Consider the following 23,038-nt stretch of genomic DNA (forward strand, 5'->3'; position numbering starts at 1 on the left):
GTCTACAGCCCTTTCAAAGCCCTATTCAAGCTTCTTAAAGTAATCCCCAAGTAAGCGGCCATATCCTCCTTACTGATTTCCATTCCCTGTTTTTCCTGTAGCTCCAATAACTTCGCTAAACCATGTTCTACCGTATACAACTGCTGAAACGAAGCCCTACTGCTGGTATTGATGATACGATCGGCCAATTCCTCCAATAGAATTTTATTTAGCATTAAATCTTTTGCCAGAAGCTCTTTAAAAGTAGCAGCAGGAATAACATAAACTTGCAAAGCAGTTAGCGCAGCCACATTGCAAAGACAATCTATGCGGCGAATCATTTCTATTTCGCCTAAAACCTGTCCTTTGCTCATAAATTCTAAGATATAATCCTTCCCGTTTTCTTCTAGAAAAAAGCATTTGGCAATTCCTTCTTTAATGACAAAAACGCGGTGGTTCTTCTCCCCCTGACGAAGCAACAAGCTATCCTTTTCAAAGTTTTGCAAGCTTATCCCCAATTGTTCGTCCTTGTAAAGGCTATCGATATAAGATAAAAATTCAGTATTGGTTCTCAGCATAAATCATTTGGGACAATTGTCCTTTTTTTGTGCAAGTTTTTCTTTCACCTTTGCAACATTAACAAAGATAAACGATGAAGAACCAAATCAAAACCATTGCTTTCGATGCCGATGACACTTTATGGGAGAATGAACCTTATTTCCGCGAGGCGGAACTAGAATTCGCACAGCTATTCGGTCATTTACCCCTAGACGATGTGATTAAAGATTTATTCGACATCGAAATGAAAAACTTAAAAATGTACGGCTACGGCATTAAAGGCTTTATGCTTTGCATGGTAGAAGCTGCCGCCAAATTGAGCGGAGATAAAATAGAAAGTAGTTTAATCAATCAGCTATTTGATATCGGTCACCGATTGCTGCAAAAACCCATTGTACTTTTAGATGGGATTGAGGAAACCTTGCAACACCTGCACGGCAAATACAGATTAGTAATGGCTACCAAAGGTGATTTATTAGACCAAGAACGAAAACTAGAGAAATCTGGATTGGCAAAGTACTTTCATCATATCGAAATTATGAGTGATAAGCAGCCCCGCCATTATCAAAAACTCATCAATCATTTGGATTGTAAGCCTGAAAACTTCTTAATGGTGGGCAATTCTCGTCGCTCGGATATTGTACCTGTACTAGCGCTAAACGCTTTTGCAATAGAAGTACCCTACCACACCACTTGGATCCACGAGTTACATGAAGAACCTATAGAGCATCCGAACTTTGTTTCGGTAACGAGTATTGACCAGATTATTGGTTTGTTATAATTTTTTAGCCACAGATGCACAGATTAATTTTGAATATTAATTAATAAAAGCAAATCTGTGCATCTGTGGCGAACTTAAATACGTATGAAAAAAATCAACATAGACACTTGGAAACGCAGAGACCACTTCAAACTCTTCAGTCAGTTTGAAGAACCATTTTTTGGTGTAGTGGTAAATATAAACTGTAGCAAAGCTTACACTAATGCTAAAACAGCAAGCAAATCTTTCTTTTTACATTACCTGTACCGAGCTTTAAAAGCAGCAAATTCAATTGAAGAATTTCGTTACCGTGTTTTAAATGGCGATGTAATTCTTCATGACCAAGCCAGTGTTTCTACCACGATTAATCGTCCAAATGGTACTTTCGGCTTCGGTTACTTCGATTATCATGACGATGAAAATATATTTATTGCTGGCGCCCAAAAAGCCACATTAGAAGTGCAAAATACAGAAGGCTTAACTCCATCGCAACCAGGTGCCAGCGAAATACACTTTTCTGCTATTCCTTGGGTGGATTTTACTTCCCTATCTCACGCCCGCAGTTTTGCCTTTCCTGATAGTGCGCCAAAAATTTCCTTTGGTAAGGTAACCGATAAAGACGGCATCAAAACAATGGCTCTATCTATCCATATTCACCATGGCTTAGCTGATGGTTACCACGTAGGACAATTTGTAGAGCGATTTCAGAAACTGATGGACGAAGAATAATTGTCATTCTTTTGAAACAATAAATGCAACTAAATTGCAACAATAAATTATTTTGTACTTTCGTTCAACATGATTTTACAAAATATGGCAAACCAACAAGAATTCGATGTGATCATCATAGGTGGAAGTTACGCAGGTTTATCTGCTGCATTGGCGCTAGGTAGAGCTTTAAGAAAGGTGTTAGTGATAGACGCTGGTAATCCTTGCAACAAGCAAACGCCACATTCGCATAATTTCCTTACACAGGATGGAAAAACGCCAAAAGAGATTTCAGAGATAGCGAAATCCCAAGTTGCTAATTATAATACCATCAGTTTTGTAAATGATATCGCTATTAAAGGGGAGAAAAATGTCAGTGGTTTTGAAATCACAACAGCGGAAGGGGCAATCTTTAAAGGTCGGAAGCTAATTTTCGGTACTGGCGTTAAAGATATAATGCCCAATATCGAAGGTTTTGCAGCATGTTGGGGCATTAGCGTCATCCATTGTCCTTATTGTCATGGTTACGAAGTTCGTAATCAGAAAACTGGCTTGTTCGCCAATGGCGATATGGCTTATGAGTTCGGTAAATTACTTTGGAACTGGACGAAAGAACTCACCATTTACACTAATGGAAAATCTACTTTAAGTGTAGAACAAACAAAAACTTTGGCGAACAAAAATATTCACATTGTAGAAAAAGAGATTGTAAAAATCAACCATGAACATGGAAAAATCCAAGAGTTGGTATTCTCAGACTATAGCGCTCAAAAATTAGATGCACTATATGCTAAAATACCATTTATCCAGCATAGCGACATTCCGCAAAACTCAGGTTGCGAAATTACTGAAATGGGAATGCTGAAGGTAGATATGATGCAAAAAACAACTATAGAAGGTGTGTTTGCCGCTGGCGATAGTACCAACATGATGCGCTCTGTAGCAAATGCTGTTTATGGTGGCAATATGGCAGGAGCTGCTGTTAGTAAGGAGTTAATAGCAGAGGAGTTTGCGAAAGCTTAATTATAAAACTATGGATTTGCATCTTCTCTAGCCCTAGCAAAAATCTTCGTTCACGTAGATTCGGCCTTGGCCTGTTCGGAATCTTCGCTAGTCTGGATTTGCAATCCAGACTTAAATAAACAGGGATTTGTAATCCCCAATGCAAATAACTCATATCGGATTACAAATCCGAAGCTAGAAAGGACTGGATTACAAATCCAGTCCAACTATCTATAAGCAAAGCTTTTCGAAAGATACCTATACTTTACTCCTCCTTTTTATCGTTCACCACTTCCTCATTTTCACTTCGCTAGTCTGGATTTGCAATCCAGACTCAAATAAAAAGGGATTTGTAATCCCCAATGCAAATAACTCATATCAGATTACAAATCCGAAACTAAAAAGGACTGGATTTGTACTCCAGTCCAACTACGTATAAACAAAGCTTTTCGAAAGATACCTATACTTTACTCCTCCTTTTTATCGTTCACCACTTCCTTTATCATTTTCACCATCTTTTGGCGATGCAGTTTCTTAGCCACATCGATAGAATGTGATTTATGAATGTCAGCATCTTCTTCGGCTAACTTGGCCAAAGTAGCGTAAAACTTATGGAATTGGTCTAATTCTACTTCTGTTAAATCTTCAATATCTACCATCCTATTACTCGCCTTTTCGTGAGAAGCAATCAATTCATTCAACTTCAACTGAATTGCTTTTCCATCTTTATTTTGTGCTTTCTGAATCAAGAAAACCATCAAGAAAGTAATAATTGTTGTCCCAGTATTGATCACCAACTGCCAAGTCTCCGAATAATCAAATATTGGGCCCGAAACTGCCCAAATCACTACAATAGCAACCGCAGCAATAAACGCTTGAGAACTTCCCGTAAACTTGGTAGCAGCATTTGAAAATCTTTCGAATAAGCTAACTTTATTTTTTTCGCTCATGTTTTAAATTTTAGAAGAGAAATTTACGGAATTGTAAGCAATATTTAGCCTTATCATCATTGCTAGGCACGAAGCAATCCTAAAGTGACATGCTATATTAGTAAGATTGCTTCGTGCCTAGCAATGACGAATTAAACCAAAAACAAAAAAGCCATCCCGACATTTCGGGATGGCTTTCAATATATGTGATGTTAAATCTTACAATTTATCATTCGCATTTATACAATTCAAATCTTCGAAAGCTACTTTTAAACGAGCTACGAAAGTTTCTTCCGCTTTACGCAACCAAACACGTGGATCATAAAATTTCTTGTTAGGCTTATCTTCACCATCAGGGTTACCAATTTGACCTTGTAAGAAAGCTTCATTCGTTTTGTAAAAACCTAAAATACCATCCCAGAAAGCCCATTGCAAATCTGTATCGATGTTCATTTTAATAGCTCCATAAGAAATAGCCTCTCTAATTTCTTCTTGCGAAGAGCCAGAACCGCCGTGGAATACGAAATTGATAGGTTTCTCTGCAGTTAAGCTATATTTCTCTTTGATAAAATCTTGAGAGTTTTTCAAAATGATTGGCTGTAATTTTACGTTACCTGGTTTGTAAACACCATGTACGTTACCAAAAGCAGCAGCAACCGTAAACTGATCGCTTACTTTGCTTAATTCTTCGTAAGCATAAGCAACTTCACTTGGTTGCGTATATAATTTCGAGCTATCTACATCGCTGTTATCCACACCATCTTCTTCACCACCAGTAACACCTAACTCAATTTCAATCGTCATACCTAGTTTGCTCATGCGCTCTAAGTATTTAGCAGAAATTTCGATGTTTTCTTCTATTGGCTCCTCAGAAAGGTCTAACATGTGCGACGAGAACAAAGGTTTACCAGTTTCAGCAAAGAATTTTTCTCCATGGTCTAACAAACCGTCAATCCAAGGTAACAACTTTTTAGCAGCGTGGTCAGTATGTAAAATAACCGCAACACCGTAGTGCTCTGCCAATAAATGCACGTGTTTAGCAGCAGAAACAGCTCCTAATACACAAGCTTGTAGGTTATCATTGTTTAAGGTTTTACCAGCATAAAACTGTGCACCACCATTAGACAATTGAATAATTACCGGCGAATTTACCGCCTTAGCCGCTTCCATTACCGCATTAATTGTATTGGTTCCTGTTACGTTTACTGCTGGAAGTGCAAATTGATGTTTTTTGGCCTGCTCAAACAGTTCTTGTACTGCAGCACCATGGATTACGCCTTTGTAGCCTTTTAAACTCATTTTATATTTAGTTTTATTATTGTTTCGAAGTTAGGAAATTTAATCTAACAACTAGTGTTCGTTCACAAATGTAATGAAAAAATACTTATTGTCAATTATACACTAAGCTTTACTTATGCTGTTCATTGGTTCACTAGTTCATTTGGTTAATTGAATAACTTGTTCATTGGTTTCCCGAACTTTCGGGATTTCGCTATGCTCAACATTAGCTCATTAGTTCATTCGTTAAGTTGATAGCTATTTGATTACTGGTCATTTCTATACTGGTTGTTACTTTGCTATTTTTTTTGAAAAGCAATTTCAGTTTTCCAAACGTTCCATCAGACCCGCTTTTCGTTGCAATCTTTTTTATCCTATGCTACAAACCTTGCAGGTTTTGCCAACGCATGGACTATAGCGCAAACCTGTAAGGTTTTTCACTTGCTCAAAAAAGTATTTCCACTGCAATCGGGTTTGGCTAACGCTAACCTGTGCAATAAACTTGCTTTCCAAACCCGATTGAGCGGATTAGCCCGCAGCGTAGTGAAAGCGTTAGCGAAACGAAGCTAGGACTATGAGCGAAAGCGGGACTGAATTCAAATAGTTGCAGTAAAGTAGCTTTCATAAAAACAAGTGACTTAAAAGGTGATGTGAAATTAAACTATCAGCACTAGGCAAGTTATAGACTGACTACTGATGCCTGATACCTGACCACTATTCCCTAACCCCTAAAAACACTTTGCGTTAAATATTTTTTTCGTTTCTTTGTAGTCGCATTTTAAAAAATACACATGTCTTGGTTTAAAAGAGAGAAAAAAGGAATTAGCACTAGTACAGATGAAAAGAAAGAGGCACCAGATGGCTTATGGAACAAGTGTCCAAGCTGTAAAAAAGCCCTTCACAGTGCCGACCTTCAAGAAAGCAAGTGGGTTTGTCAATACTGCAACTACCACCTACGCGTAGGTTCAAAAGAATATTTCCACGTACTTTTCGATAATAACGAGTTTACAGAGCTTGACGCTAATTTAACTTCCGGCGATCCACTAAACTTTATTGATAGCAAGCCTTATACTGATAGAATTGTAGAAACCACTAAAAAAACAGGTTTAAAAGACGCTATCCGTTCTGCCTACGGTAAAATAGATGGCGAAGATATCGTAATTGCCTGTATGGATTTCAATTTTATTGGCGGTTCTATGGGCTCGGTAGTAGGTGAAAAAATCGCTAGGTCTATCGATTATAGCCTTAAAAAGAAAATCCCTTTCTTAATGATTTCTAAGTCTGGCGGTGCCCGTATGATGGAAGCTGCATTTTCATTGATGCAAATGGCTAAAACATCGGCAAAACTAGCTTTGTTAAGTCAGGCAAAAATCCCTTACATTTCTTTATTAACCGACCCAACTACGGGTGGTGTAACGGCATCTTATGCGATGTTGGGCGACATTAATATTGCTGAGCCAGGCGCTTTAATCGGTTTCGCTGGTCCTCGCGTCATTAAAGAAACGATTAAAAAAGATTTACCGAAAGGTTTCCAAACTTCAGAATTTGTGCAGGAACACGGTTTCCTAGATTTTATTGTAGACCGTAGAGAAATGAAGGATAAATTGGCTGCCTTCTTGAAAATGATGAAGAATTAAGTTTTGGTTAACCGTTTAGTTGGTTAATTGTTTAACTGATAAAAAGCAGGGTTTGTGCATGTGAGAATGCCGACCCTGCTTTTTTGTTAGTACTAATCCAGATTAACTTCTATTTATATTTTATTAAATAAATAAAAACCTCGTAGGTTTACCAGACCTACGAGGTTAAGCCAAATACATTCCCACCTTCAATGTTTAGATAGCAATGTTTGTTGAACAATGTCAGCTACTCTAATTCTTAAATTTAACTATTGATTAGTTATATTAGAGGTTTGCTATAATTTATGTTATAAATAACCCTCTCAATGAAAAATCTAGAATTACCTCCAACCATTAGAATTGCAAATCTCGATGAAGTACCGAAAACGAATAACTATATAGATAGGATAATTGACAGTAAAACTGCAAAAATCATTGAAGGCTTTACATTTCAAGAAAACACTGAACATAAGCTTCCATTTTCATTCTTTTCAGAGATAAACGTAGACAATTCACAACTATGGAAAGTTTTTAAGGCACTAACTTTATCTTATGAAGAAGAAATATCTTTTATTTTCAATCATGTTGATGCAGAACCAAATTATAGCGAGTACTGCGACAAATATGAAGTTTTAAATAAAATAGAAGACTATCAGGTAGAGCTTTCTCAAGATGGCTTTATTGAATTTGGAGTAATCTATCATGATGATGATAAGCTGAAGGAGGCTTATGTCAAAAAAGCTAAATACATTCAATTTTGGGGAAATGATAAAGATGAGTTTCTTGAAATTATGCACCAGTTCTCTTTATATCAAATTGATGATTTAAAATTTATAGATGACTTTCCGTTGGTAACAGAAAGTCTTTATTCGAGTAATCCAAATACAATCCGCACCGAAAAATTACTAGAAACATTTCGTAACATATTCACACTTGAAAAGTAATCTATCTATGGATTTAAAAGATTGGAAACTAAAATTACGTTACGGAAAAATTAAAACTCCCTATAAGCACTTCACAATTATTGGCAATTGTGAAGTAGGAAATCTTATTGATGAATTTTCCTGTAGACCCGGACCAGCTTATGTGTCTATGAAAGTATGGACTTTAGATTATAAACAAGCAGCAGAAATCTTTTCTAGCGTAGGCAACCAAATTGGCTTTACACCATATGATGACGTCGAAATATATGACAGCGAAGCGGTTAATCCCCCAAAAGAAGATCCTTTTGCATATGATATTAACTTTACTCCGTATGCGAAATAATATTTATTTTATATTTACCATAGTTAAATGTTAATATACATTTTAAAAGCAATTGAGTAACATTATTCAAAAATTAACAACTTGCAGGCAGAATGTGCAAAACTTATAATACAATTGGTTCACTCACAACTTTAAAATCAAATTTAACAGAAAGTAATATCAATGATTTTAAGTCACTAAAAGAAGTTATTAATTTTCAAAAATCATATCCGATTTTACGACAACAATTAGTTTCTTATCATCAGAATCTGATTGAGCAAGAAAGAACCGCACTAAATAAAGATTTACCAAATCTATATTACGCAATCGAAACTCAAAAACAGCAATCAGTCGAAAGGTTAACAAATGAAATTGATAAGCTGAAACAACAACTAAATACATCGGCTAACCCTTCAGCGAACTTTTTTCGAAAGCTAACCAAAGGCTTAAAAAACTGGAGTAACGAAAGAAAAATCAGGAAAAAAGAGCTTGGTTTTGAAATAGAATTGGAAATATCTACAAATGACCTTACTGAAGATTATCAGTTCAAAAAAAATCGCTATCAATTTATAACTTCAAATTTTAATGAAGCTGTAAATCAAAGTGCCTTATATCCGCTATCAGAACTCGAAAGGAAAAAATCGATAATTAGCGAACTTAACAATTATATCTATGGTGCCTTAGGAGAACAAAAAGTAGTTAAAACATTAGAAACCTTATCTGATGACTATTTTTTGATTAATGACTTCTCCGTTTCATTTTCACGAGCAATCTACAATAGGAAGGAGGATGATTACATAAAGTCTATTCAAATTGATCATATACTTGTTGGACCATCAGGAATATTTCTAATTGAAACAAAGAACTGGAGTGAAAAGTCACTGGAAAACTTAAGTTTACGCTCACCCGTCGAGCAAATCAAAAGAAATAATTTTGCATTATTCCACATACTCAACAATGATATGAGTAACTATCATTTGCGCCTGGACAGTCATCACTGGGGGGATAAGAAAATACCAATCAAAAATCTCATTGTTTTAACTAACACTAAGCCAAAAGGAGAGTTTCAGTACGTAAAAATTTTAACTATTAATGAGCTCCTTAGCTACGTAACTTATTTTAATCCAATATTTTCGTATGATGAAACTAAAAAAATTACTGATATGCTTTTACGGATTAATGAAGATTACAAATAACAGTTTTAATTTAAAACAAAAAACCTCGTAGGTTTTGTAAACCTACAAGGTTAAGCTATATAAAAGTTCCCTTCAGATCCCGTCCCGATTATTCGGGAGGATTTAGGGATTAAACATTAAATCTAAAGTGCATGATATCGCCGTCTTCTACTACGTAAGCTTTACCTTCTACACCTAATTTACCTGCTTCTTTACAAGCGTTCTCTGAACCTAGGGTTACAAAATCATTGTATTTAATAACCTCTGCACGGATAAAGCCTTTTTCAAAATCGGTATGGATTACACCTGCCGCTTGTGGCGCTGTGAAACCTTTAGTAATTGTCCAAGCTCTTACTTCTTGCACACCAGCGGTGAAATAAGTATACAAATCTAACAAGCGGTAAGCTGCTCTAATTAGTTTAGCGACACCAGACTCATCCAAGCCTAAATCTTGCAAAAAGATTTGACGCTCTTCGTAGTCCTCTAATTCTGCAATTTCCGATTCGATTTTAGCAGAAATGATTAGAACCTCAGCATTTTCATCAGCTACAGCTGCTTTAACCTTGTCTACATATGCATTTCCAGTTACCACAGAAGCCTCGTCTACGTTACAAACATACATTACTGGTTTCTGCGTAAGCAAGCCCAAACCTTCAATAAAAGCGAAGTCTTCTGGAGACAACGCAGCAGAACGTACCGATTTTCCAGTTTCTAAATGATCTTTAATTACCGTTAAGATCTCGAATTCTTTCTTCGCATCTTTATCGTTTTTAGCTTGCTTCTCTATCTTTTGGATACGTTTGCTTACCGTATCTAAATCTTTTAACTGTAATTCAGTGTCAATGATCTCTTTATCGCGAATAGGATCTACAGAACCATCTACGTGAATGATATTTCCGTCGTCAAAACAACGCAATACGTGGATAATTGCATTGGTAGCTCTGATGTTACCTAAAAACTGGTTACCTAGCCCCTCACCTTTTGAAGCGCCCTTCACCAAACCTGCAATATCTACAATCTCAATTGTATTTGGAACTACGCGTTGCGGCTTAACCAGTTCTGTCAATTTATTTAAACGGTCGTCTGGTACGGTAATTACGCCCACGTTTGGTTCTATTGTACAAAAAGGGAAATTAGCAGATTGCGCCTTTGCGTTAGATAAACAGTTAAATAAAGTTGATTTTCCCACATTTGGTAGACCTACTATACCACATTGTAATGCCATTATATTTACGATTTTAGATTTACGATTTTAGATTTTATAACAATCCAAAATTAAGGCGCAAAGATAGCAATAGATTTATGATTATTTCAATGCAAATAACCAATAAGCGAATGAACAAATAAACAATTAAAAATATTTCCCTAGCTTAGCAATTTAGATTATTAAAGAAAAATGGAAGACCAAGTGCAATTTGAAGAAGCATCGAATCAAAAACACGAGCAGTTAATTGTTACAGAAGACATGCGTAGTTATATCTACGATATGGCTAAATGGGCAAATTTCTTGGGTATTGTGGGCTTTGTAATCTCCGCCTTTATGCTCATGGCTGCGTTAACCATTGGACCAACCATCAATTCTAATCCAGAAATGGCTAAAATGCTAGGCCAGCTTGGCGCCATGGATGGAACTACCTTTAGTATTGTTTTCTTGATTTACGGTTTCGCCATTTTCTTCCCTAGCCTTTTAATGGTTCGCTATGCATCCAAAGCTAAGCAAGGCGTTCTTTATGGCGAACAAGCCAGTTTAGACGAAGGAATTGCCAAGTTGAAATCACTTTTTAAATACTTCGGTGTTTTAACTATTATTTTCATAGGTCTTTACTTATTGACCCTGATTTCGGCAATTCTTGGAGGAATCAAATAGTAAGTTTCTTAAACTTTCTTCTTCCGAGTAACATCAATCAAATTAGCTTTAAACAAAAAAATCCCTCCCAAATCGGGAAGGATTTCCATATGATTTAATGTCTTTTAATACTTAGAAAGTGAAATCATCATCAGATTTCGCTGCATATTCGGTATTTTCAGAATATTCGTAACGCTTTTCTACCACATCTTGGCGAGATTTGATATACTCAACAGTTTCTGTTAACCCTTCTGTAAATTTCTCGAAATCCTCTTTGTACAAGAAAATTTTATGCTTTACAAAAACGCCATCTTCTAATCTTTTCTTACTCTCGGTTAACGTAAGGTAATAATCACCTGAACGTGTTGCTTTTACATCAAAAAAATAAGTACGTTTACCCGCTCTTACTTTCTTCGAAAAAACCTCTTCTCTCTCTTTGTTGTCGAAATCTCCCATTTTTTTATCGTGTGTAGTGTGGTTTTGGTTGGGGTAAATATAATGTAATAATTCCCAACTTTCAAAATAGAAATGACAGTAATTATAGAGTTTTTTTGATATTTTATAAATTTTCTTCCTCTAAAAGCTGATTTTGATATAGCTCTGCATAAGCGCCACCATGCTTTAATAGTTCCAGATGTGTACCTTGTTCTACAATTCTGCCCTCATCTAGCACCAAGATTTTATCAGCATTTTTAATGGTAGAAATACGATGTGCAATCAATATGCTGGTTCTTCCGTTCATCAATCTACCGAGGTTACTTAAAATTTCCTCTTCGGTTTTAGTATCAACAGCAGAAAGACAGTCATCAAAAACGAGCATTTGCGGCTCTTTGATTAAAGCTCTAGCGATTGAAACACGTTGTTTTTGTCCGCCCGACAAAGTAATCCCGCGTTCTCCCAACATGGTTTCAAACTGCTGGTCGAAACCTACAATATTGTAATAAACAGCCGCGTCTTTTGCCGCCTGTTCCACCTGCAAGTCAGTTACTGTATTTAGGCCAAAGGCGATATTATTTTTAATGCTGTCAGAAAACAAGAAAACTTCCTGCGGTACAAAGCCAATTTGTGAACGATATTCTTGTAAATCTAGTGTTCCAAGTGGTTTCCCATCTATTAGGATCTCTCCCGAAGTAATATCATACATTCTCATCAGAAGATTGGCTAAAGTAGATTTACCTGAACCAGTTTTACCGATAATCGCTAAGAACTGTCCTTTTTTCACTTCAAAACTTACCTCTTTTATTGCTTCTATACCTGTATCAGCATAGGTAAAACTTACGTTTTGGAAAGTAATATTTCCGTTTAGCGAGATTTCTTCTTTGCCCGATTTAATATCTGGATGTAAATGCAGAAACTCATTGATACGTTTTTGTGAAGCTGCAGCACGTTGCACCAAAGTGGTTACCCAACCTAACATAGTTACCGGAAAGGTAAGTTGATTGACATATACAATAAATTCGGCGATATTACCTGGTGTAATGGCCCCATCAATCACTTGCTTACCCCCTATGTAAATGGTTAAAATGGTGCTAATTCCAACCAACAACAACATCGTTGGATAGAAAAACGCTTGTACTTTCACCAAGCCCATCGAATTTCTTTTGTAGGCATTGCTTTCTTCAGCAAAAATCTCCTGTGCGTGACTTTCTCGTACATAAGATTTCATGACCCTAATTCCCGAAAAACGTTCTTGCACGAAAGAAGATAATCTCGATAATTGCTCTTGAATCTTTTCGCTTTTTTGATTGATAATGGTATTTACATAATAAATCGCAATCACCAGAATAGGTAGCGGCAGCAAAGCATAAATAGCTAAGGTGCTGTTTACCGAAAACATGAAGTAGATGACTAAACAGAAAAGTACGGTGGTATTAATGGCATACATAATTGCCGGACCAACATACATTCGCACTCTGTTCACGTCTTCCGTCGCTCGGTTCATTAGATCTCCTGTGTTATTGCGGCGATAGAAACCTAAGCTCAGTTTCTGGTAATGCGCATAAATTTCGTTCTTCATATCAAACTCTATATGCCTCGACATCAAGATAATTGTTTGACGCATAAAGAACAAGAACAAACCCCTCAGTAAATAGAGGAACAAAATGAGCACTCCAAAAAACAATAAGCTATAGCCAAAAATATCGTAAACAATCTCTTGCCTATCGAAACCGTTATACAACCTGTATATAGCAATGTTCTCTGTAATCAAATTGAAAGCATGACCAATTACCTGAGCTGGCACAACTCCGAAAATATTGGAGATAACCACAAACAAAACACCTGGTATAACTCTCCATTTGTACTTTATAAAATATTTATTGAGGAAGAATAAGTGTTTCATTGCTGCGCAAAGTTAGACAATTTGGTTTGTTTGTTGTTTGGTTTTTTAGTTGTTTAATTATTCGCTTGGAAACTGATACCTATAAACTGAAAATCAATACCTGATACCTGACCACTGGTACCTAGCCACTAATTATTTAAAATACGCTTAGATTTAATGGTTTTTTTGTCTTAGTTTTGCAGCGTACGTTTCAACGTTATTTGTATGCCAGAAATCAGTTCGTCTAATCATTCTATCTTAGAGCAATTAAGCCAATCTGGCCACAAAAAAGTGGTATTTTGCAACGACCCTGATACTGGGCTGAAAGCCATTATTGCTATTCATGATACAACTTTAGGCCCTGCTTTGGGAGGCGTTAGAATGTGGAACTACAATTCGGAGGCCGAAGCTTTAGAAGATGTTTTGCGTTTATCTAAAGGAATGACCTACAAAGCGGCTATTGCTGGTTTAAATGTAGGTGGCGGTACTGCCGTAATCATCGGTGATTCGAGAAGACAGAAATCTGAGGCTTTGATGCGTAGTTTCGGTCGTTTCGTTAAAAACTTAAACGGAGAATTTATTGCGGGTGAAGATGTGGGCACTACTGTACGCGACATGGAGTATATCCGTATGGAAACACAACATGTAACTGGTGTTCCAGAATCTTTAGGTGGCGCTGGTAATCCCGCCCCATATACAGCAAAGGGGGTTTATCTAGGTATCAAAGCTTGCGTTAAGGAAGTTTTCGGAACAGATGAATTGGCTGGTCGTTCGGTAGTGGTACAAGGTACGGGTAATGTTGGCGAACACTTGGTAGAACTACTAAGAAACGACAACGTTGAAGTTTACGTAACCGACATTAATGAGGACAGCATGCGAATGATTGCCCGCAAATACAAAGCGAAGGCCATTGAAGCTGATAAAATCTTCAATATTGGAGCTGACATTTATGCTCCTTGTGCTTTGGGCGCAACCATTAACGACAAAACTTTAAAAACCATGAAGTTTGCAATTATCGCAGGTTCTGCGAATAATCAGCTAGCAGACGAAAAAATTCATGGGCAAATGTTACAAGATAAAGGCATTTTATATGCTCCAGACTATCTAATCAACGCTGGCGGTATCATCAGTTGTTACTCGGAACTAACTGGATTTGGAAAAAAACGAACTATCCAACTTACAGAGAACATTTACGATGCCACTAGAGAGGTGATCAAATTATCAAAAGCAGAAAAAATACCAACCAATTTAGCCGCATCCCGTATCGCTGAAAAGCGTATCGAAGATATTAAGAAAATCAAATCGTCATATTAATTAATTTATACACAGCAACGCGGTTAAAACCGTAATCGTTCTTACATTCATGTTAAACAGAAGGCACCTAAGAATTAAAGCCATGCAAAACATTTTTGCTTGGCACACTACCGAGAAGAAAGACACTGTAAGTAGTCAGAAAATCTTGATGAAAAGTATTGATGAAGTAAATCAGATGTACGTTTCCATGTTGGCACTTATTGTAGATCTTACAGAGTACACCGCCAACGACGCTATAGAAAGAGCAAACAAGCATTTGCCAAGCGCAGAAGATTTAAATCCAAATCAAAAGTTACTAAACAACAAGTTTGTTATTACACTAAAGCACAATCCAGAATATGTGGCTTCAGTGAACAAATACCAAATCAACTGGTTTTCTGACCCAGAATTTGTTAAAGCAATTTTCAATAAACTAAAAGAAACGAAAGAATACGAGGCTTATTTAGCAGAAGATTTTGAGGAAACTTTAGAAAGCTCAAAGGAAATCATCAAATTCATTTTCCGTAAAATGTTATTGAAGAACGTAAATGTAATACAAGCTTTTGAAGATAAATTCATCAATTGGCCAGTAGACCGTGAAGTGATGCAAGGCATGATTGCTAAAACATTGAAAAACTTCGAATCTGAGAATCCTTTAGAAAATAAGTTAACTCCAATTAGCGCAGACTGGAAAGAGGACAGTGCTTTTGTACAGGACTTATTTGCTTATACGCTTAAAAATGACGATAAATATCAAGCGTTAATAGCAGAGCGTACTAAAAATTGGGAGTCGGAGCGTATTGCTTTAATGGATACGATTTTGATGAAAATGGCTATCTGCGAGATGATGAACTTCCCTTCTATTCCTGTGAAGGTAACGATTAACGAGTACCTAGAGTTATCAAAAGATTACAGTACTCCGAAAAGTAATACTTTTATAAATGGTATCTTGGACAAGATTTTAAACGATTTAAAGAAAAATAACAGTATTAAAAAATTAGGTAGAGGTTTAATTGAAGAATAAATAGTTTTCAGTTTACACCTTATTAAATTTATAAAAATGAAAAAACTTTTCTTAATTGCTATTTGCGCTGCTACGTTTGTTGCTTGTCAAAACAAAACTAGCGAAGGAGAGACAGCTACAACAGATACGACGTCTACAGAAACGCCAGTAATTGCAGAAGCTGACGCACCAAAAGTACAGGTTGAAAGAGCGATCTACGAGTTTGGGGAGATTAAACAAGGCGAAAAAGTTAACTACGAATTTAAATTCAAGAATGTAGGTAAAACGCCTTTAATCATCACTAATGCTACCGCTACTTGCGGTTGTACAGTTCCAGAATACCCTTCGGCACCTGTTAAACCTGGAGAAGAAGGTGTGATCAAAGTAGTATTCGATAGTACTGGCAAACTAGGTTTACAGGATAAGGTAGTAACGATCACTTCTAACGCAAACCCTGCTTTTGAGCAACTTCATTTAGTAGGCGACGTTAAGGAGAAATAGTAGTCAGTTTACAGTAATCGGTTAGCAGTTGGTGCAAATATCAAAATCCATTGATCAAGCACTTATAGTCTTCCAAACTATCAACTATTAGCATTCGACCGTAGCAACAATAAAACAATTTAACAATAACACCATTTAAAAATGATATCAACAGTAATTTTACAAGCAGGGGGCCAAGGAACACAAACGTTAATTATGTTTGGTTTAATGGCTGTGGTAATGTATTTCTTTATGATTAGACCACAAATGAAAAAAGCTAAAGACCACAAAAAATTAGTGGAAGAGCTTAAAGTGGGCGATAAAATTGTGACCACAGCAGGTATACACGGTAAAATTGTAGGTGCTGCAGAAACTACATTCTTGATTGAGACAGAAGGTGGCGGCAAAATCCGTTTCGATAAATCTGCAATCTCACTTGATGCAACAAAAGCTGCTGCTCCAAAAGCATAGTTAAAAGATTTATATTTTAAAGCCACTTCAATTTATTTGGAGTGGCTTTTTTATTGTAATTTTACCTCATGCCCTTTATAAAACTAACTAGGTTAGAACAAAAACGCTTCGGAGCAGTACTCATCTGTGTGCTCTGTGCTGTTGGCGCTTGGTTATTTTTGGCGCTCAACAAGAAATATCCTTACACCGTACAAACCGAACTGCTATATAAAGACGAGCCACAGGGCAAAGCTTTTAAAGCCCTACAGCCCGATACGGTAGACTTGAAAGTGGAAGGTACAGGTTGGCAATTGTTATTTGCTCGCTTAAGGATAAAACCACCTTCCATTACCGTTAGTCTACAAAAACTGAATAGTAGAAGCTATGTGGTTTTCTCGGAGCAGCTAGACCAAGTGAATAGACAGCTGGAAACTTCGCAAAAGATAATATCAATTAAGCCAGATACCTTGTATTTTGATTTTTCTAGAAGGACTAACAAAAGAGTTCCTCTGAAACTAATTTCGAGCTTAACTTTTGCTCCCCAATACGGTGTTTCAAAGGAAATTAAACTTACGCCGTCTTACGTAAATATTTCTGGACCACACGAAGAACTGGAGAAGATACATGTTTGGCATACTGACAGCCTTAAATTGAGCGATATCAATAAAAACGTAGATGTTAGGGTGAATATATTCAAAAATCCTATCAGCAATGTAAGCATTTACCCAGCTAACATCGGTGTTAAAATCCCTGTAGATGAGTTTACTGAAAAAACCATCGAGGTACCACTCAGCATCCTTAACAACAAAGAATATTACGATGTAAAACTATACCCTAAAAAAGTGAAGATAGTTTTATTAGTAGCGCTGTCTAATTATGCGAAAACCAACGAAGAGCAGTTAAAAGCCGCTATAAATTTAAACGAATGGAAGGTTTTACAGCATAATAAACTGTCTGTAAAAATCATCAAACTACCCGGATTTTCTAAACTAGTGAGCATTACGCCCAGCAGTGTAGATTTTATCATCGAAAAATAATGTTAAAAATTGGAATAACTGGCGGAATTGGCAGTGGAAAGACCACCATTTGTAAGGTATTTGAAACTTTAGGTATCCCAGTTTTTTACGCAGATACGGTGGCTAAACAAATTATGACCACCGATACCATCTTAATTGAAGGCATAAAAGATACGTTTGGTGCAGAAAGCTATTTTAATGACGGTGTACTGAACAATAAACACATCGCCAGCATTGTATTTAGTAACGAAACGGAGTTGAACAAACTTAACGCATTGGTTCATCCGGCAGTATTTAGAGCTTTTGATGAATGGGATGCGATGTTGCCAAAACACCTACCTTATTCCTTAAAAGAAGCTGCATTGCTATTTGAAAGTGGCTCTTACGAAATGTGTGATAAAAACATTCTGGTAACGGCTCCGCATGCTTTAAAGATTGCCAGAGTTACCCAAAGGGATAACGTAAGCGAAGAGCAAGTTTTGGCCAGAATGAACAAACAGTTCACTGATAGACAAAAGTTAAAATTGGCTGATTATTTCATAGAAAACAACGAAAACAAGTCTATTATTTTACAAGTTTTAGATTTGCATGAGCAGTTTTTAAAAATGACTGAATGATAAATTTTGAATGATTGGATACATAATATTCTTCTAAATAAATTCTGTTTAAATGGTGGTAGAAACTCCATACAAACTATTAACTATCAACCATCGACTAACAACAAATGACCAACCCTATACTTCAAGATTTTATTACACTAACCAAAACTGGATTATATTGTAGCTACGGCAATTTCTATCTCGATCCACAAGATCCTGTTGTTGAAGCGGTAATTTCTCACGCTCATGGCGATCATGCCGTAAGTGGAAATGAGAATGTATACTGTACCAAAGCCACACAGCTTTTCATGCAGCACCGTTATAAAAAGTTTTCAGCAGCTAATTTCGAAATCAAAGCATATCAGGAGAAATTCGATATCAACGGCGTAAAAATTAGCTTCTACCCTGCCGGACATATTTTAGGCTCGGCAATGGTACTAATGGAATATCAGAATGTTCGCTATTTATATACTGGGGATTATAAATTAGAACCCGATACGACTTGCGAGCCCATTGAGTTTGTTAAAGCTGATGTTTTAATTACCGAGACTACGTTTGCCGACCCAGAAGTAAAACATCCAGATGCGGAAGAGGAAATAAAGAAACTAAATACTGTAAGTAGCAATATCATGTTAGGTGCTTATGCGCTAGGTAAAAGCCAAAGGCTAATTTCGCTGATCAATAAACATTGCCCTGATAAAAAGATTTTGGTGCATCACAACATTATGCCGTTTATACAAATCTATGAACAACAAGGCATACAAATGGGCAATTATCAGGTTTATGATAGGAAAATAATGAAGCAACAACTGGAAGGCAATATTTATTTGGTACCTCCAATGGTATTTAATAGCTACATTAGGGCAATAAACGTGGTTAGGGTTTTCGCCACAGGGTGGAAATACCTACAACAGGGCAATGGTTTGCATCTTTATATCTCTGATCATGTAGATTGGGAAGGAATCATTAAAACCATTGAAGAAGTGCAGCCCAAAGAAGTATGGACCCTACACGGCGACGGAAAACAATTACGAGCGCACTTTAGTGACAAGCTTACCGTTAAAATTCTAAATTAGCTCGATACGTTTTGTAACTTACTCATTCCATCATTCAAAATTCAATCATTTAAATTACATGAAAGAAGGCGAGGATTTCTATTTTAATGAAGATGGGCTAATGGTTTTTACTAAAGCCTACCATTTAAAAAGAGGTTATTGCTGCAAAAATAAATGCAAGCATTGCCCTTGGAATTTCGGAAAACCGAAAGGCAAAAAAGCATAGATTTTATTCTTAAGGTAATTTTTGTTTTACTAAGTAAACACTTTCAATAAATCGTTGTTACTTTGAAATAATCAACAACAATGACAAAGAAAAGTCCTCTTTCCAACACGCTTGCATTCTTAATTTGCATTGCCATTCCTTTATCAATTGGCTTTTTAGGCAGCATGTTTACCATGGAATCGGTTAAAACTTGGTATACAACTATCAACAAGCCTTCATTTAATCCACCTAATTGGATATTTGCTCCTGTTTGGACCACACTTTATGTTTTAATGGGCGTAGCTTCGTTTAGGGTATGGAAAAGGCGTAAAACGATGGAATGGTTTCATTGGGCAGTCATCATCTATTTGGTACAGCTTATTTTTAACCTCATGTGGTCGTACATTTTTTTCGGTCTACACCAAGTTGGCTTTGCACTGATAGAAATCGTGTTGTTACTTGTACTTATCCTAGTCAATGCATTTATTTTCTATCGTTTTGATAAACTTGCCGGATGGCTATTCTTACCTTATTTTCTTTGGGTAAGCTTTGCCACCTATCTCACCTATTCCATTTTTATACTGAATTAAGTACTATAATTAGATTTTAAAACCAAAGAAAATCGGTACTTTTATAGAGCATGCTCCGTAAAAGTCTATTTGTCATATCGCTAATATTCATTGCATTTCAACTTCGTGCACAAAAAGTTGGGGTAGTTTTTAGTGGTGGCGGAGCAAAAGGTTTGGCGCATATTGGTACGCTAAAGGCACTCGAAGAAAACAACATCCCTATAGATTATATTACTGGAACTTCTATGGGGGCAATAGTTGGCGCAATGTATGCCGCTGGTTATTCGCCCGCACAAATTGAGAAAATTGCGCTGAGCAGTGAGTTTCAAAACTGGGTGAGCGGGCGTTACCAAAGTGATTACAGTTTTTACTTTCAGAAATCTACACCGAATCCATCTATTGTAACTGCTAAAATGGCGATAGATACCAGTTTAAGGTTGAGTTTTCGTCCTAATTTAGTGAATGATATTCCTTTGAACTTTGCGCTGTTAGAGCTTTTTTCTCAAGCATCGGCTGCTGCCAAAGATAACTTCGACAACCTGCTTGTGCCCTTCCGCTGTATGGCTTCAGATATTTTATCGCAACAAAGCATCACGGTAAGCAAAGGAAGTTTAACTGAGGCAGTAAGAGCAAGCATGACTGTCCCGCTTATTTATCGACCAATAAAGCTAGACGAGAAGTTTGTTTTTGATGGCGGGATTTACAACAACTTTCCTGCTGACGTAATGAAGACGGAATTTAAACCCGATTTTATTATTGGCGCAAACGTATCTTCTAAAACTTTTAATGAGTATCCAAAGGACGATGATAGGCTGTTAAATAGATTTTTAGTCTACATGTTCTTAGCTAAATCAGATTCTACCTTGGTAGGCGAAAATGGCATTTACATAGAACCCAATCTTGCCGATTATAGCGCTACCAACTTTCTCCCAGTAGCAGAGCTGATTAAGCATGGTTACGATGCTACGATTGCCGATATGGAAAAAATTAAAGCTCGAATCAACAGAAGAGTGTCGACAAAAGAGCTGACAAACAAACGGAACACCTTTAACAACAAAAAGGCAGAGCTGATTTTTAATAGCGTTTCGGTTACAGGCGTTAATTCGCAACAGCGAAAATATGTTGAGCGACTTTTTAAAAGCAACAATGAAACTTTCGATTTAAGTGATATTAAAAGGGGCTACTATAAATTAGTTGCTGACGAAGTTTTTGAGGCAATCTACCCAAAAATCAGCTACGATGCTTTAACGGATAGTTATAATTTCCAGATTGTAGCACAACCTAAAAAAAGTATCAAGATAGATTTTGGCGGTAATATTTCCACTCGCCCAATTAGCAACGTTTTTCTTGGAGTGCAGTATAATTACCTAAACAGAAGAGCTTACACTTTTGCTTCCAATTTCTATTCTGGACGTTTTTACGAGTCGGTACAATTAGGTGGTAGAATAGATTTCCCAAGTAAATTACCATTGTTTTTGAGCGCTGAGTTAACCTACAATCACTGGAACTATTACAATACCAGTAAAATCTTTGTAGAGAATCCTTCGCCTACTTATATTGACCAATCAGATAGGAAAATCGACTTTAAATTTGGGATGCCACTCAACCGAAATGCTAGGATCATACTTAGTTCGTCATTTATCAATAACGGCGACAAATATAGTCCTACAGGTACATTTATTGTTGGTGATTTATTAGACCGTACCGTATTCAATGGATTTAGGGCAAGTTTAAGCTTCGAAAAAAACTCTTTAAACCGAAAACAATATGCTTCATCTGGTCAGAACATTCTACTAAGTGTAAATTATACTACTGGAAGGGAAAACTACACCCCTGGCAATATTCAGGTCAACAATTTAGGTCCGCAAATGGCTCCTGAATTAAGTAGAAATTTGAGACAATGGTTACATGCCAAGTTTAGCTATGAAAATTATTTCCTCAAAACCAAAGGCTACACTTTAGGCTATTTGGCTGAAATCGTAGCCTCTAATCAACCTCTTTACAATAATTATTATGCTACCCTAATCGCTTCTCCAGCGTTTTATCCAATCCAAGACAGTCGTTCTATTTTTTTAGAAAACTTTAGAGCATTTAATTATGCAGCTGGCGGAATTAAAAATATTTTTAATATTCAAAGAAAACTTGATTTACGTGTAGAAGGTTATGTATTTTTACCCTATCAAGAATTTAAAAAGATTGGATTACAGGGCGTAGGCTTTGAAAAAACACTGAGCACTTGGCGTTATGCAGGCACAGCTGGATTAGTTTATCAATCGCCCGTTGGACCAATTAGTTTAAGTTATAATTTATACGATGAAGCACGGAGAAGACATGGCGTACTTTTGCACATCGGCTATTTAATTTACAACAAGAGATCATTAGAATAAATGAGGTTAATCATTTTCATTTGCTTGCTTTTTTCAACTACCACAGGTTTTGCTCAGGCAACAGGCATCAACAATTTTATAGTAAAGGAAAGCTTACTTAAAAACAGCAAAATAGCTATTATTGCTGCCGATAGTTTAGAAAACCCATTAGAAACCATTAACGGCACTTATACCTTTAGCGTGAGTGGTTTTACCCAACAGCTTAATTTTAATGGCGGTGTGGCTGTTTTACCACTCCCTATCGACAAATCTACTTTTGTCTATGTTAAGCATGCAAATGATAGTGGTACGCACAGTAAATTGCTGTATGTGTATAAAAAAGATGGCGACTTAAATCCGATTACAATTAGCAGGATATTTTTTATCATTGTGCCTTTGGTAATCGTATTTCTTGCCTTTGCATTTAAAAAGTTTATTTACATGGCTGTAGTGCTATTTCTCATTTTCTTCTTCTTTAGCTACAGCAATGGCTTAGATATCTCTACGTATTTCGAAACGATATTCGATTATTTGAAGAACCTAGTTTAAATTTGCGATTTTAGAATGACGAGTTACGATTAATTGA

At 36.5% G+C, this 23,038-nt stretch carries 25 protein-coding genes; 19 read left to right on the forward strand and 6 right to left on the reverse strand.

The window, feature by feature from the left end:
* Positions 1 to 2 precede the first annotated feature (2 nt).
* Complete coding sequence (locus tag CRO54_RS08325; protein WP_097130888.1) at positions 3 to 557, reverse strand: Crp/Fnr family transcriptional regulator; 555 nt, start codon at positions 555 to 557, stop codon at positions 3 to 5.
* 74 nt (positions 558 to 631) lie between these two features.
* On the opposite strand from CRO54_RS08325, the gene CRO54_RS08330 reads away from it, so the two are divergent.
* From CRO54_RS08330 to CRO54_RS08340, 3 genes are all read left to right on the forward strand, one after another.
* Positions 632 to 1,318, forward strand: a complete 687-nt coding sequence (locus CRO54_RS08330; protein WP_097130890.1) for an HAD family hydrolase — start codon at positions 632 to 634, stop codon at positions 1,316 to 1,318.
* Positions 1,319 to 1,402: 84 nt separating this feature from the next.
* Positions 1,403 to 2,026, forward strand: a complete 624-nt coding sequence (locus CRO54_RS08335; protein WP_097130892.1) for a chloramphenicol acetyltransferase — start codon at positions 1,403 to 1,405, stop codon at positions 2,024 to 2,026.
* Positions 2,027 to 2,110: 84 nt separating this feature from the next.
* Positions 2,111 to 3,028 carry an NAD(P)/FAD-dependent oxidoreductase gene (locus tag CRO54_RS08340; RefSeq protein WP_097132313.1) on the forward strand — a complete coding sequence of 306 codons (918 nt, stop codon included), beginning with the start codon at positions 2,111 to 2,113 and terminating at the stop codon, positions 3,026 to 3,028.
* Between the two features lie 446 nt (positions 3,029 to 3,474).
* Here CRO54_RS08340 and CRO54_RS08345 read toward each other — a convergent pair whose 3' ends face one another.
* Entirely contained in the window at positions 3,475 to 3,957 is a 483-nt protein-coding gene (locus tag CRO54_RS08345) for a low affinity iron permease family protein (protein ID WP_097130894.1), read from the reverse strand.
* A 198-nt stretch (positions 3,958 to 4,155) separates the two neighbouring features.
* Positions 4,156 to 5,235: a class II fructose-bisphosphate aldolase gene (gene fbaA / locus CRO54_RS08350; RefSeq protein WP_097130896.1), complete on the reverse strand. Its 1,080-nt coding sequence runs from the start codon at positions 5,233 to 5,235 to the stop codon at positions 4,156 to 4,158.
* Between the two features lie 770 nt (positions 5,236 to 6,005).
* On the opposite strand from fbaA, the gene accD reads away from it, so the two are divergent.
* The 4 genes from accD to CRO54_RS08370 all read left to right on the forward strand — a co-directional run bounded on the left by accD (position 6,006) and on the right by CRO54_RS08370 (position 9,271).
* Positions 6,006 to 6,851, forward strand: coding sequence for an acetyl-CoA carboxylase, carboxyltransferase subunit beta (gene accD, locus CRO54_RS08355; RefSeq protein WP_097130898.1), 846 nt, complete (start codon positions 6,006 to 6,008; stop codon positions 6,849 to 6,851).
* Positions 6,852 to 7,156: 305 nt separating this feature from the next.
* Positions 7,157 to 7,774 carry a hypothetical protein gene (locus CRO54_RS08360; RefSeq protein WP_097130900.1) on the forward strand — a complete coding sequence of 206 codons (618 nt, stop codon included), beginning with the start codon at positions 7,157 to 7,159 and terminating at the stop codon, positions 7,772 to 7,774.
* A gap of 7 nt (positions 7,775 to 7,781) precedes the next feature.
* Positions 7,782 to 8,096 carry a hypothetical protein gene (locus CRO54_RS08365; RefSeq protein WP_097130902.1) on the forward strand — a complete coding sequence of 105 codons (315 nt, stop codon included), beginning with the start codon at positions 7,782 to 7,784 and terminating at the stop codon, positions 8,094 to 8,096.
* Positions 8,097 to 8,188: 92 nt separating this feature from the next.
* The gene (locus CRO54_RS08370) at positions 8,189 to 9,271 is read left to right on the forward strand and encodes a nuclease-related domain-containing protein (RefSeq protein WP_097130904.1); all 1,083 of its coding nucleotides are present in this window, start codon (positions 8,189 to 8,191) and stop codon (positions 9,269 to 9,271) included.
* 109 nt (positions 9,272 to 9,380) lie between these two features.
* Here CRO54_RS08370 and ychF read toward each other — a convergent pair whose 3' ends face one another.
* Positions 9,381 to 10,475: a redox-regulated ATPase YchF gene (ychF, locus tag CRO54_RS08375; RefSeq protein ID WP_097130906.1), complete on the reverse strand. Its 1,095-nt coding sequence runs from the start codon at positions 10,473 to 10,475 to the stop codon at positions 9,381 to 9,383.
* Positions 10,476 to 10,646: 171 nt separating this feature from the next.
* Between ychF and CRO54_RS08380 the strand changes: the two genes are divergently transcribed.
* The gene (locus CRO54_RS08380) at positions 10,647 to 11,117 is read left to right on the forward strand and encodes a DUF5362 family protein (RefSeq protein WP_097130908.1); all 471 of its coding nucleotides are present in this window, start codon (positions 10,647 to 10,649) and stop codon (positions 11,115 to 11,117) included.
* Positions 11,118 to 11,228: 111 nt separating this feature from the next.
* Here CRO54_RS08380 and CRO54_RS08385 read toward each other — a convergent pair whose 3' ends face one another.
* Positions 11,229 to 11,552, reverse strand: coding sequence for a DUF3276 family protein (locus CRO54_RS08385; RefSeq protein WP_097130911.1), 324 nt, complete (start codon positions 11,550 to 11,552; stop codon positions 11,229 to 11,231).
* Between the two features lie 103 nt (positions 11,553 to 11,655).
* Complete coding sequence (locus CRO54_RS08390; protein ID WP_097130913.1) at positions 11,656 to 13,437, reverse strand: ABC transporter ATP-binding protein; 1,782 nt, start codon at positions 13,435 to 13,437, stop codon at positions 11,656 to 11,658.
* 204 nt (positions 13,438 to 13,641) lie between these two features.
* Here CRO54_RS08390 and CRO54_RS08395 point away from each other — a divergent pair, with 204 nt between their 5' ends.
* The 11 genes from CRO54_RS08395 to CRO54_RS08440 all read left to right on the forward strand — a co-directional run bounded on the left by CRO54_RS08395 (position 13,642) and on the right by CRO54_RS08440 (position 23,001).
* Positions 13,642 to 14,730, forward strand: coding sequence for a Glu/Leu/Phe/Val family dehydrogenase (locus tag CRO54_RS08395; protein ID WP_097130916.1), 1,089 nt, complete (start codon positions 13,642 to 13,644; stop codon positions 14,728 to 14,730).
* Between the two features lie 82 nt (positions 14,731 to 14,812).
* The gene (nusB, locus tag CRO54_RS08400) at positions 14,813 to 15,733 is read left to right on the forward strand and encodes a transcription antitermination factor NusB (protein ID WP_240775058.1); all 921 of its coding nucleotides are present in this window, start codon (positions 14,813 to 14,815) and stop codon (positions 15,731 to 15,733) included.
* A 36-nt stretch (positions 15,734 to 15,769) separates the two neighbouring features.
* The gene (locus CRO54_RS08405; protein WP_097130920.1) at positions 15,770 to 16,213 is read left to right on the forward strand and encodes a DUF1573 domain-containing protein; all 444 of its coding nucleotides are present in this window, start codon (positions 15,770 to 15,772) and stop codon (positions 16,211 to 16,213) included.
* Between the two features lie 141 nt (positions 16,214 to 16,354).
* Entirely contained in the window at positions 16,355 to 16,663 is a 309-nt protein-coding gene (gene yajC / locus CRO54_RS08410) for a preprotein translocase subunit YajC (RefSeq protein WP_097130922.1), read from the forward strand.
* 68 nt (positions 16,664 to 16,731) lie between these two features.
* A complete protein-coding gene (locus CRO54_RS08415) occupies positions 16,732 to 17,679 on the forward strand; it encodes a CdaR family protein (protein ID WP_097130925.1) in 948 nt (315 codons plus the stop codon).
* The gene (coaE, locus tag CRO54_RS08420) at positions 17,679 to 18,275 is read left to right on the forward strand and encodes a dephospho-CoA kinase (RefSeq protein ID WP_097130926.1); all 597 of its coding nucleotides are present in this window, start codon (positions 17,679 to 17,681) and stop codon (positions 18,273 to 18,275) included. Before CRO54_RS08415 ends, coaE begins: the two co-directional genes overlap by 1 nt.
* A gap of 107 nt (positions 18,276 to 18,382) precedes the next feature.
* Entirely contained in the window at positions 18,383 to 19,333 is a 951-nt protein-coding gene (locus CRO54_RS08425) for an MBL fold metallo-hydrolase (protein ID WP_097130928.1), read from the forward strand.
* Positions 19,334 to 19,391: 58 nt separating this feature from the next.
* Positions 19,392 to 19,538, forward strand: a complete 147-nt coding sequence (locus CRO54_RS21185) for a C1orf53 family protein (RefSeq protein ID WP_171047864.1) — start codon at positions 19,392 to 19,394, stop codon at positions 19,536 to 19,538.
* 80 nt (positions 19,539 to 19,618) lie between these two features.
* Positions 19,619 to 20,107: a TspO/MBR family protein gene (locus CRO54_RS08430; protein ID WP_097130930.1), complete on the forward strand. Its 489-nt coding sequence runs from the start codon at positions 19,619 to 19,621 to the stop codon at positions 20,105 to 20,107.
* A gap of 50 nt (positions 20,108 to 20,157) precedes the next feature.
* Positions 20,158 to 22,473, forward strand: coding sequence for a patatin-like phospholipase family protein (locus tag CRO54_RS08435; protein WP_097130932.1), 2,316 nt, complete (start codon positions 20,158 to 20,160; stop codon positions 22,471 to 22,473).
* Entirely contained in the window at positions 22,474 to 23,001 is a 528-nt protein-coding gene (locus CRO54_RS08440) for a hypothetical protein (protein WP_097130935.1), read from the forward strand.
* The last annotated feature ends 37 nt before the right edge of the window (positions 23,002 to 23,038 follow it).

The sequence above is a fragment of the Pedobacter xixiisoli genome (assembly GCF_900215335.1).
GTDB lineage: Bacteria > Bacteroidota > Bacteroidia > Sphingobacteriales > Sphingobacteriaceae > Pedobacter > Pedobacter xixiisoli.

What these genes read in the sequence shown, in the direction of transcription:
- CRO54_RS08325 (WP_097130888.1), bottom strand. Translation starts at nt 557, where the DNA reads ATGCTGAGAACCAATACTGAATTTTTATCTTATATCGATAGCCTTTAC.
- CRO54_RS08330 (WP_097130890.1), top strand. Translation starts at nt 632, where the DNA reads ATGAAGAACCAAATCAAAACCATTGCTTTCGATGCCGATGACACTTTA.
- CRO54_RS08335 (WP_097130892.1), top strand. Translation starts at nt 1,403, where the DNA reads ATGAAAAAAATCAACATAGACACTTGGAAACGCAGAGACCACTTCAAA.
- CRO54_RS08340 (WP_097132313.1), top strand. Translation starts at nt 2,111, where the DNA reads ATGGCAAACCAACAAGAATTCGATGTGATCATCATAGGTGGAAGTTAC.
- CRO54_RS08345 (WP_097130894.1), bottom strand. Translation starts at nt 3,957, where the DNA reads ATGAGCGAAAAAAATAAAGTTAGCTTATTCGAAAGATTTTCAAATGCT.
- fbaA (WP_097130896.1), bottom strand. Translation starts at nt 5,235, where the DNA reads ATGAGTTTAAAAGGCTACAAAGGCGTAATCCATGGTGCTGCAGTACAA.
- accD (WP_097130898.1), top strand. Translation starts at nt 6,006, where the DNA reads ATGTCTTGGTTTAAAAGAGAGAAAAAAGGAATTAGCACTAGTACAGAT.
- CRO54_RS08360 (WP_097130900.1), top strand. Translation starts at nt 7,157, where the DNA reads ATGAAAAATCTAGAATTACCTCCAACCATTAGAATTGCAAATCTCGAT.
- CRO54_RS08365 (WP_097130902.1), top strand. Translation starts at nt 7,782, where the DNA reads ATGGATTTAAAAGATTGGAAACTAAAATTACGTTACGGAAAAATTAAA.
- CRO54_RS08370 (WP_097130904.1), top strand. Translation starts at nt 8,189, where the DNA reads ATGTGCAAAACTTATAATACAATTGGTTCACTCACAACTTTAAAATCA.
- ychF (WP_097130906.1), bottom strand. Translation starts at nt 10,475, where the DNA reads ATGGCATTACAATGTGGTATAGTAGGTCTACCAAATGTGGGAAAATCA.
- CRO54_RS08380 (WP_097130908.1), top strand. Translation starts at nt 10,647, where the DNA reads ATGGAAGACCAAGTGCAATTTGAAGAAGCATCGAATCAAAAACACGAG.
- CRO54_RS08385 (WP_097130911.1), bottom strand. Translation starts at nt 11,552, where the DNA reads ATGGGAGATTTCGACAACAAAGAGAGAGAAGAGGTTTTTTCGAAGAAA.
- CRO54_RS08390 (WP_097130913.1), bottom strand. Translation starts at nt 13,437, where the DNA reads ATGAAACACTTATTCTTCCTCAATAAATATTTTATAAAGTACAAATGG.
- CRO54_RS08395 (WP_097130916.1), top strand. Translation starts at nt 13,642, where the DNA reads ATGCCAGAAATCAGTTCGTCTAATCATTCTATCTTAGAGCAATTAAGC.
- nusB (WP_240775058.1), top strand. Translation starts at nt 14,813, where the DNA reads ATGCAAAACATTTTTGCTTGGCACACTACCGAGAAGAAAGACACTGTA.
- CRO54_RS08405 (WP_097130920.1), top strand. Translation starts at nt 15,770, where the DNA reads ATGAAAAAACTTTTCTTAATTGCTATTTGCGCTGCTACGTTTGTTGCT.
- yajC (WP_097130922.1), top strand. Translation starts at nt 16,355, where the DNA reads ATGATATCAACAGTAATTTTACAAGCAGGGGGCCAAGGAACACAAACG.
- CRO54_RS08415 (WP_097130925.1), top strand. Translation starts at nt 16,732, where the DNA reads ATGCCCTTTATAAAACTAACTAGGTTAGAACAAAAACGCTTCGGAGCA.
- coaE (WP_097130926.1), top strand. Translation starts at nt 17,679, where the DNA reads ATGTTAAAAATTGGAATAACTGGCGGAATTGGCAGTGGAAAGACCACC.
- CRO54_RS08425 (WP_097130928.1), top strand. Translation starts at nt 18,383, where the DNA reads ATGACCAACCCTATACTTCAAGATTTTATTACACTAACCAAAACTGGA.
- CRO54_RS21185 (WP_171047864.1), top strand. Translation starts at nt 19,392, where the DNA reads ATGAAAGAAGGCGAGGATTTCTATTTTAATGAAGATGGGCTAATGGTT.
- CRO54_RS08430 (WP_097130930.1), top strand. Translation starts at nt 19,619, where the DNA reads ATGACAAAGAAAAGTCCTCTTTCCAACACGCTTGCATTCTTAATTTGC.
- CRO54_RS08435 (WP_097130932.1), top strand. Translation starts at nt 20,158, where the DNA reads ATGCTCCGTAAAAGTCTATTTGTCATATCGCTAATATTCATTGCATTT.
- CRO54_RS08440 (WP_097130935.1), top strand. Translation starts at nt 22,474, where the DNA reads ATGAGGTTAATCATTTTCATTTGCTTGCTTTTTTCAACTACCACAGGT.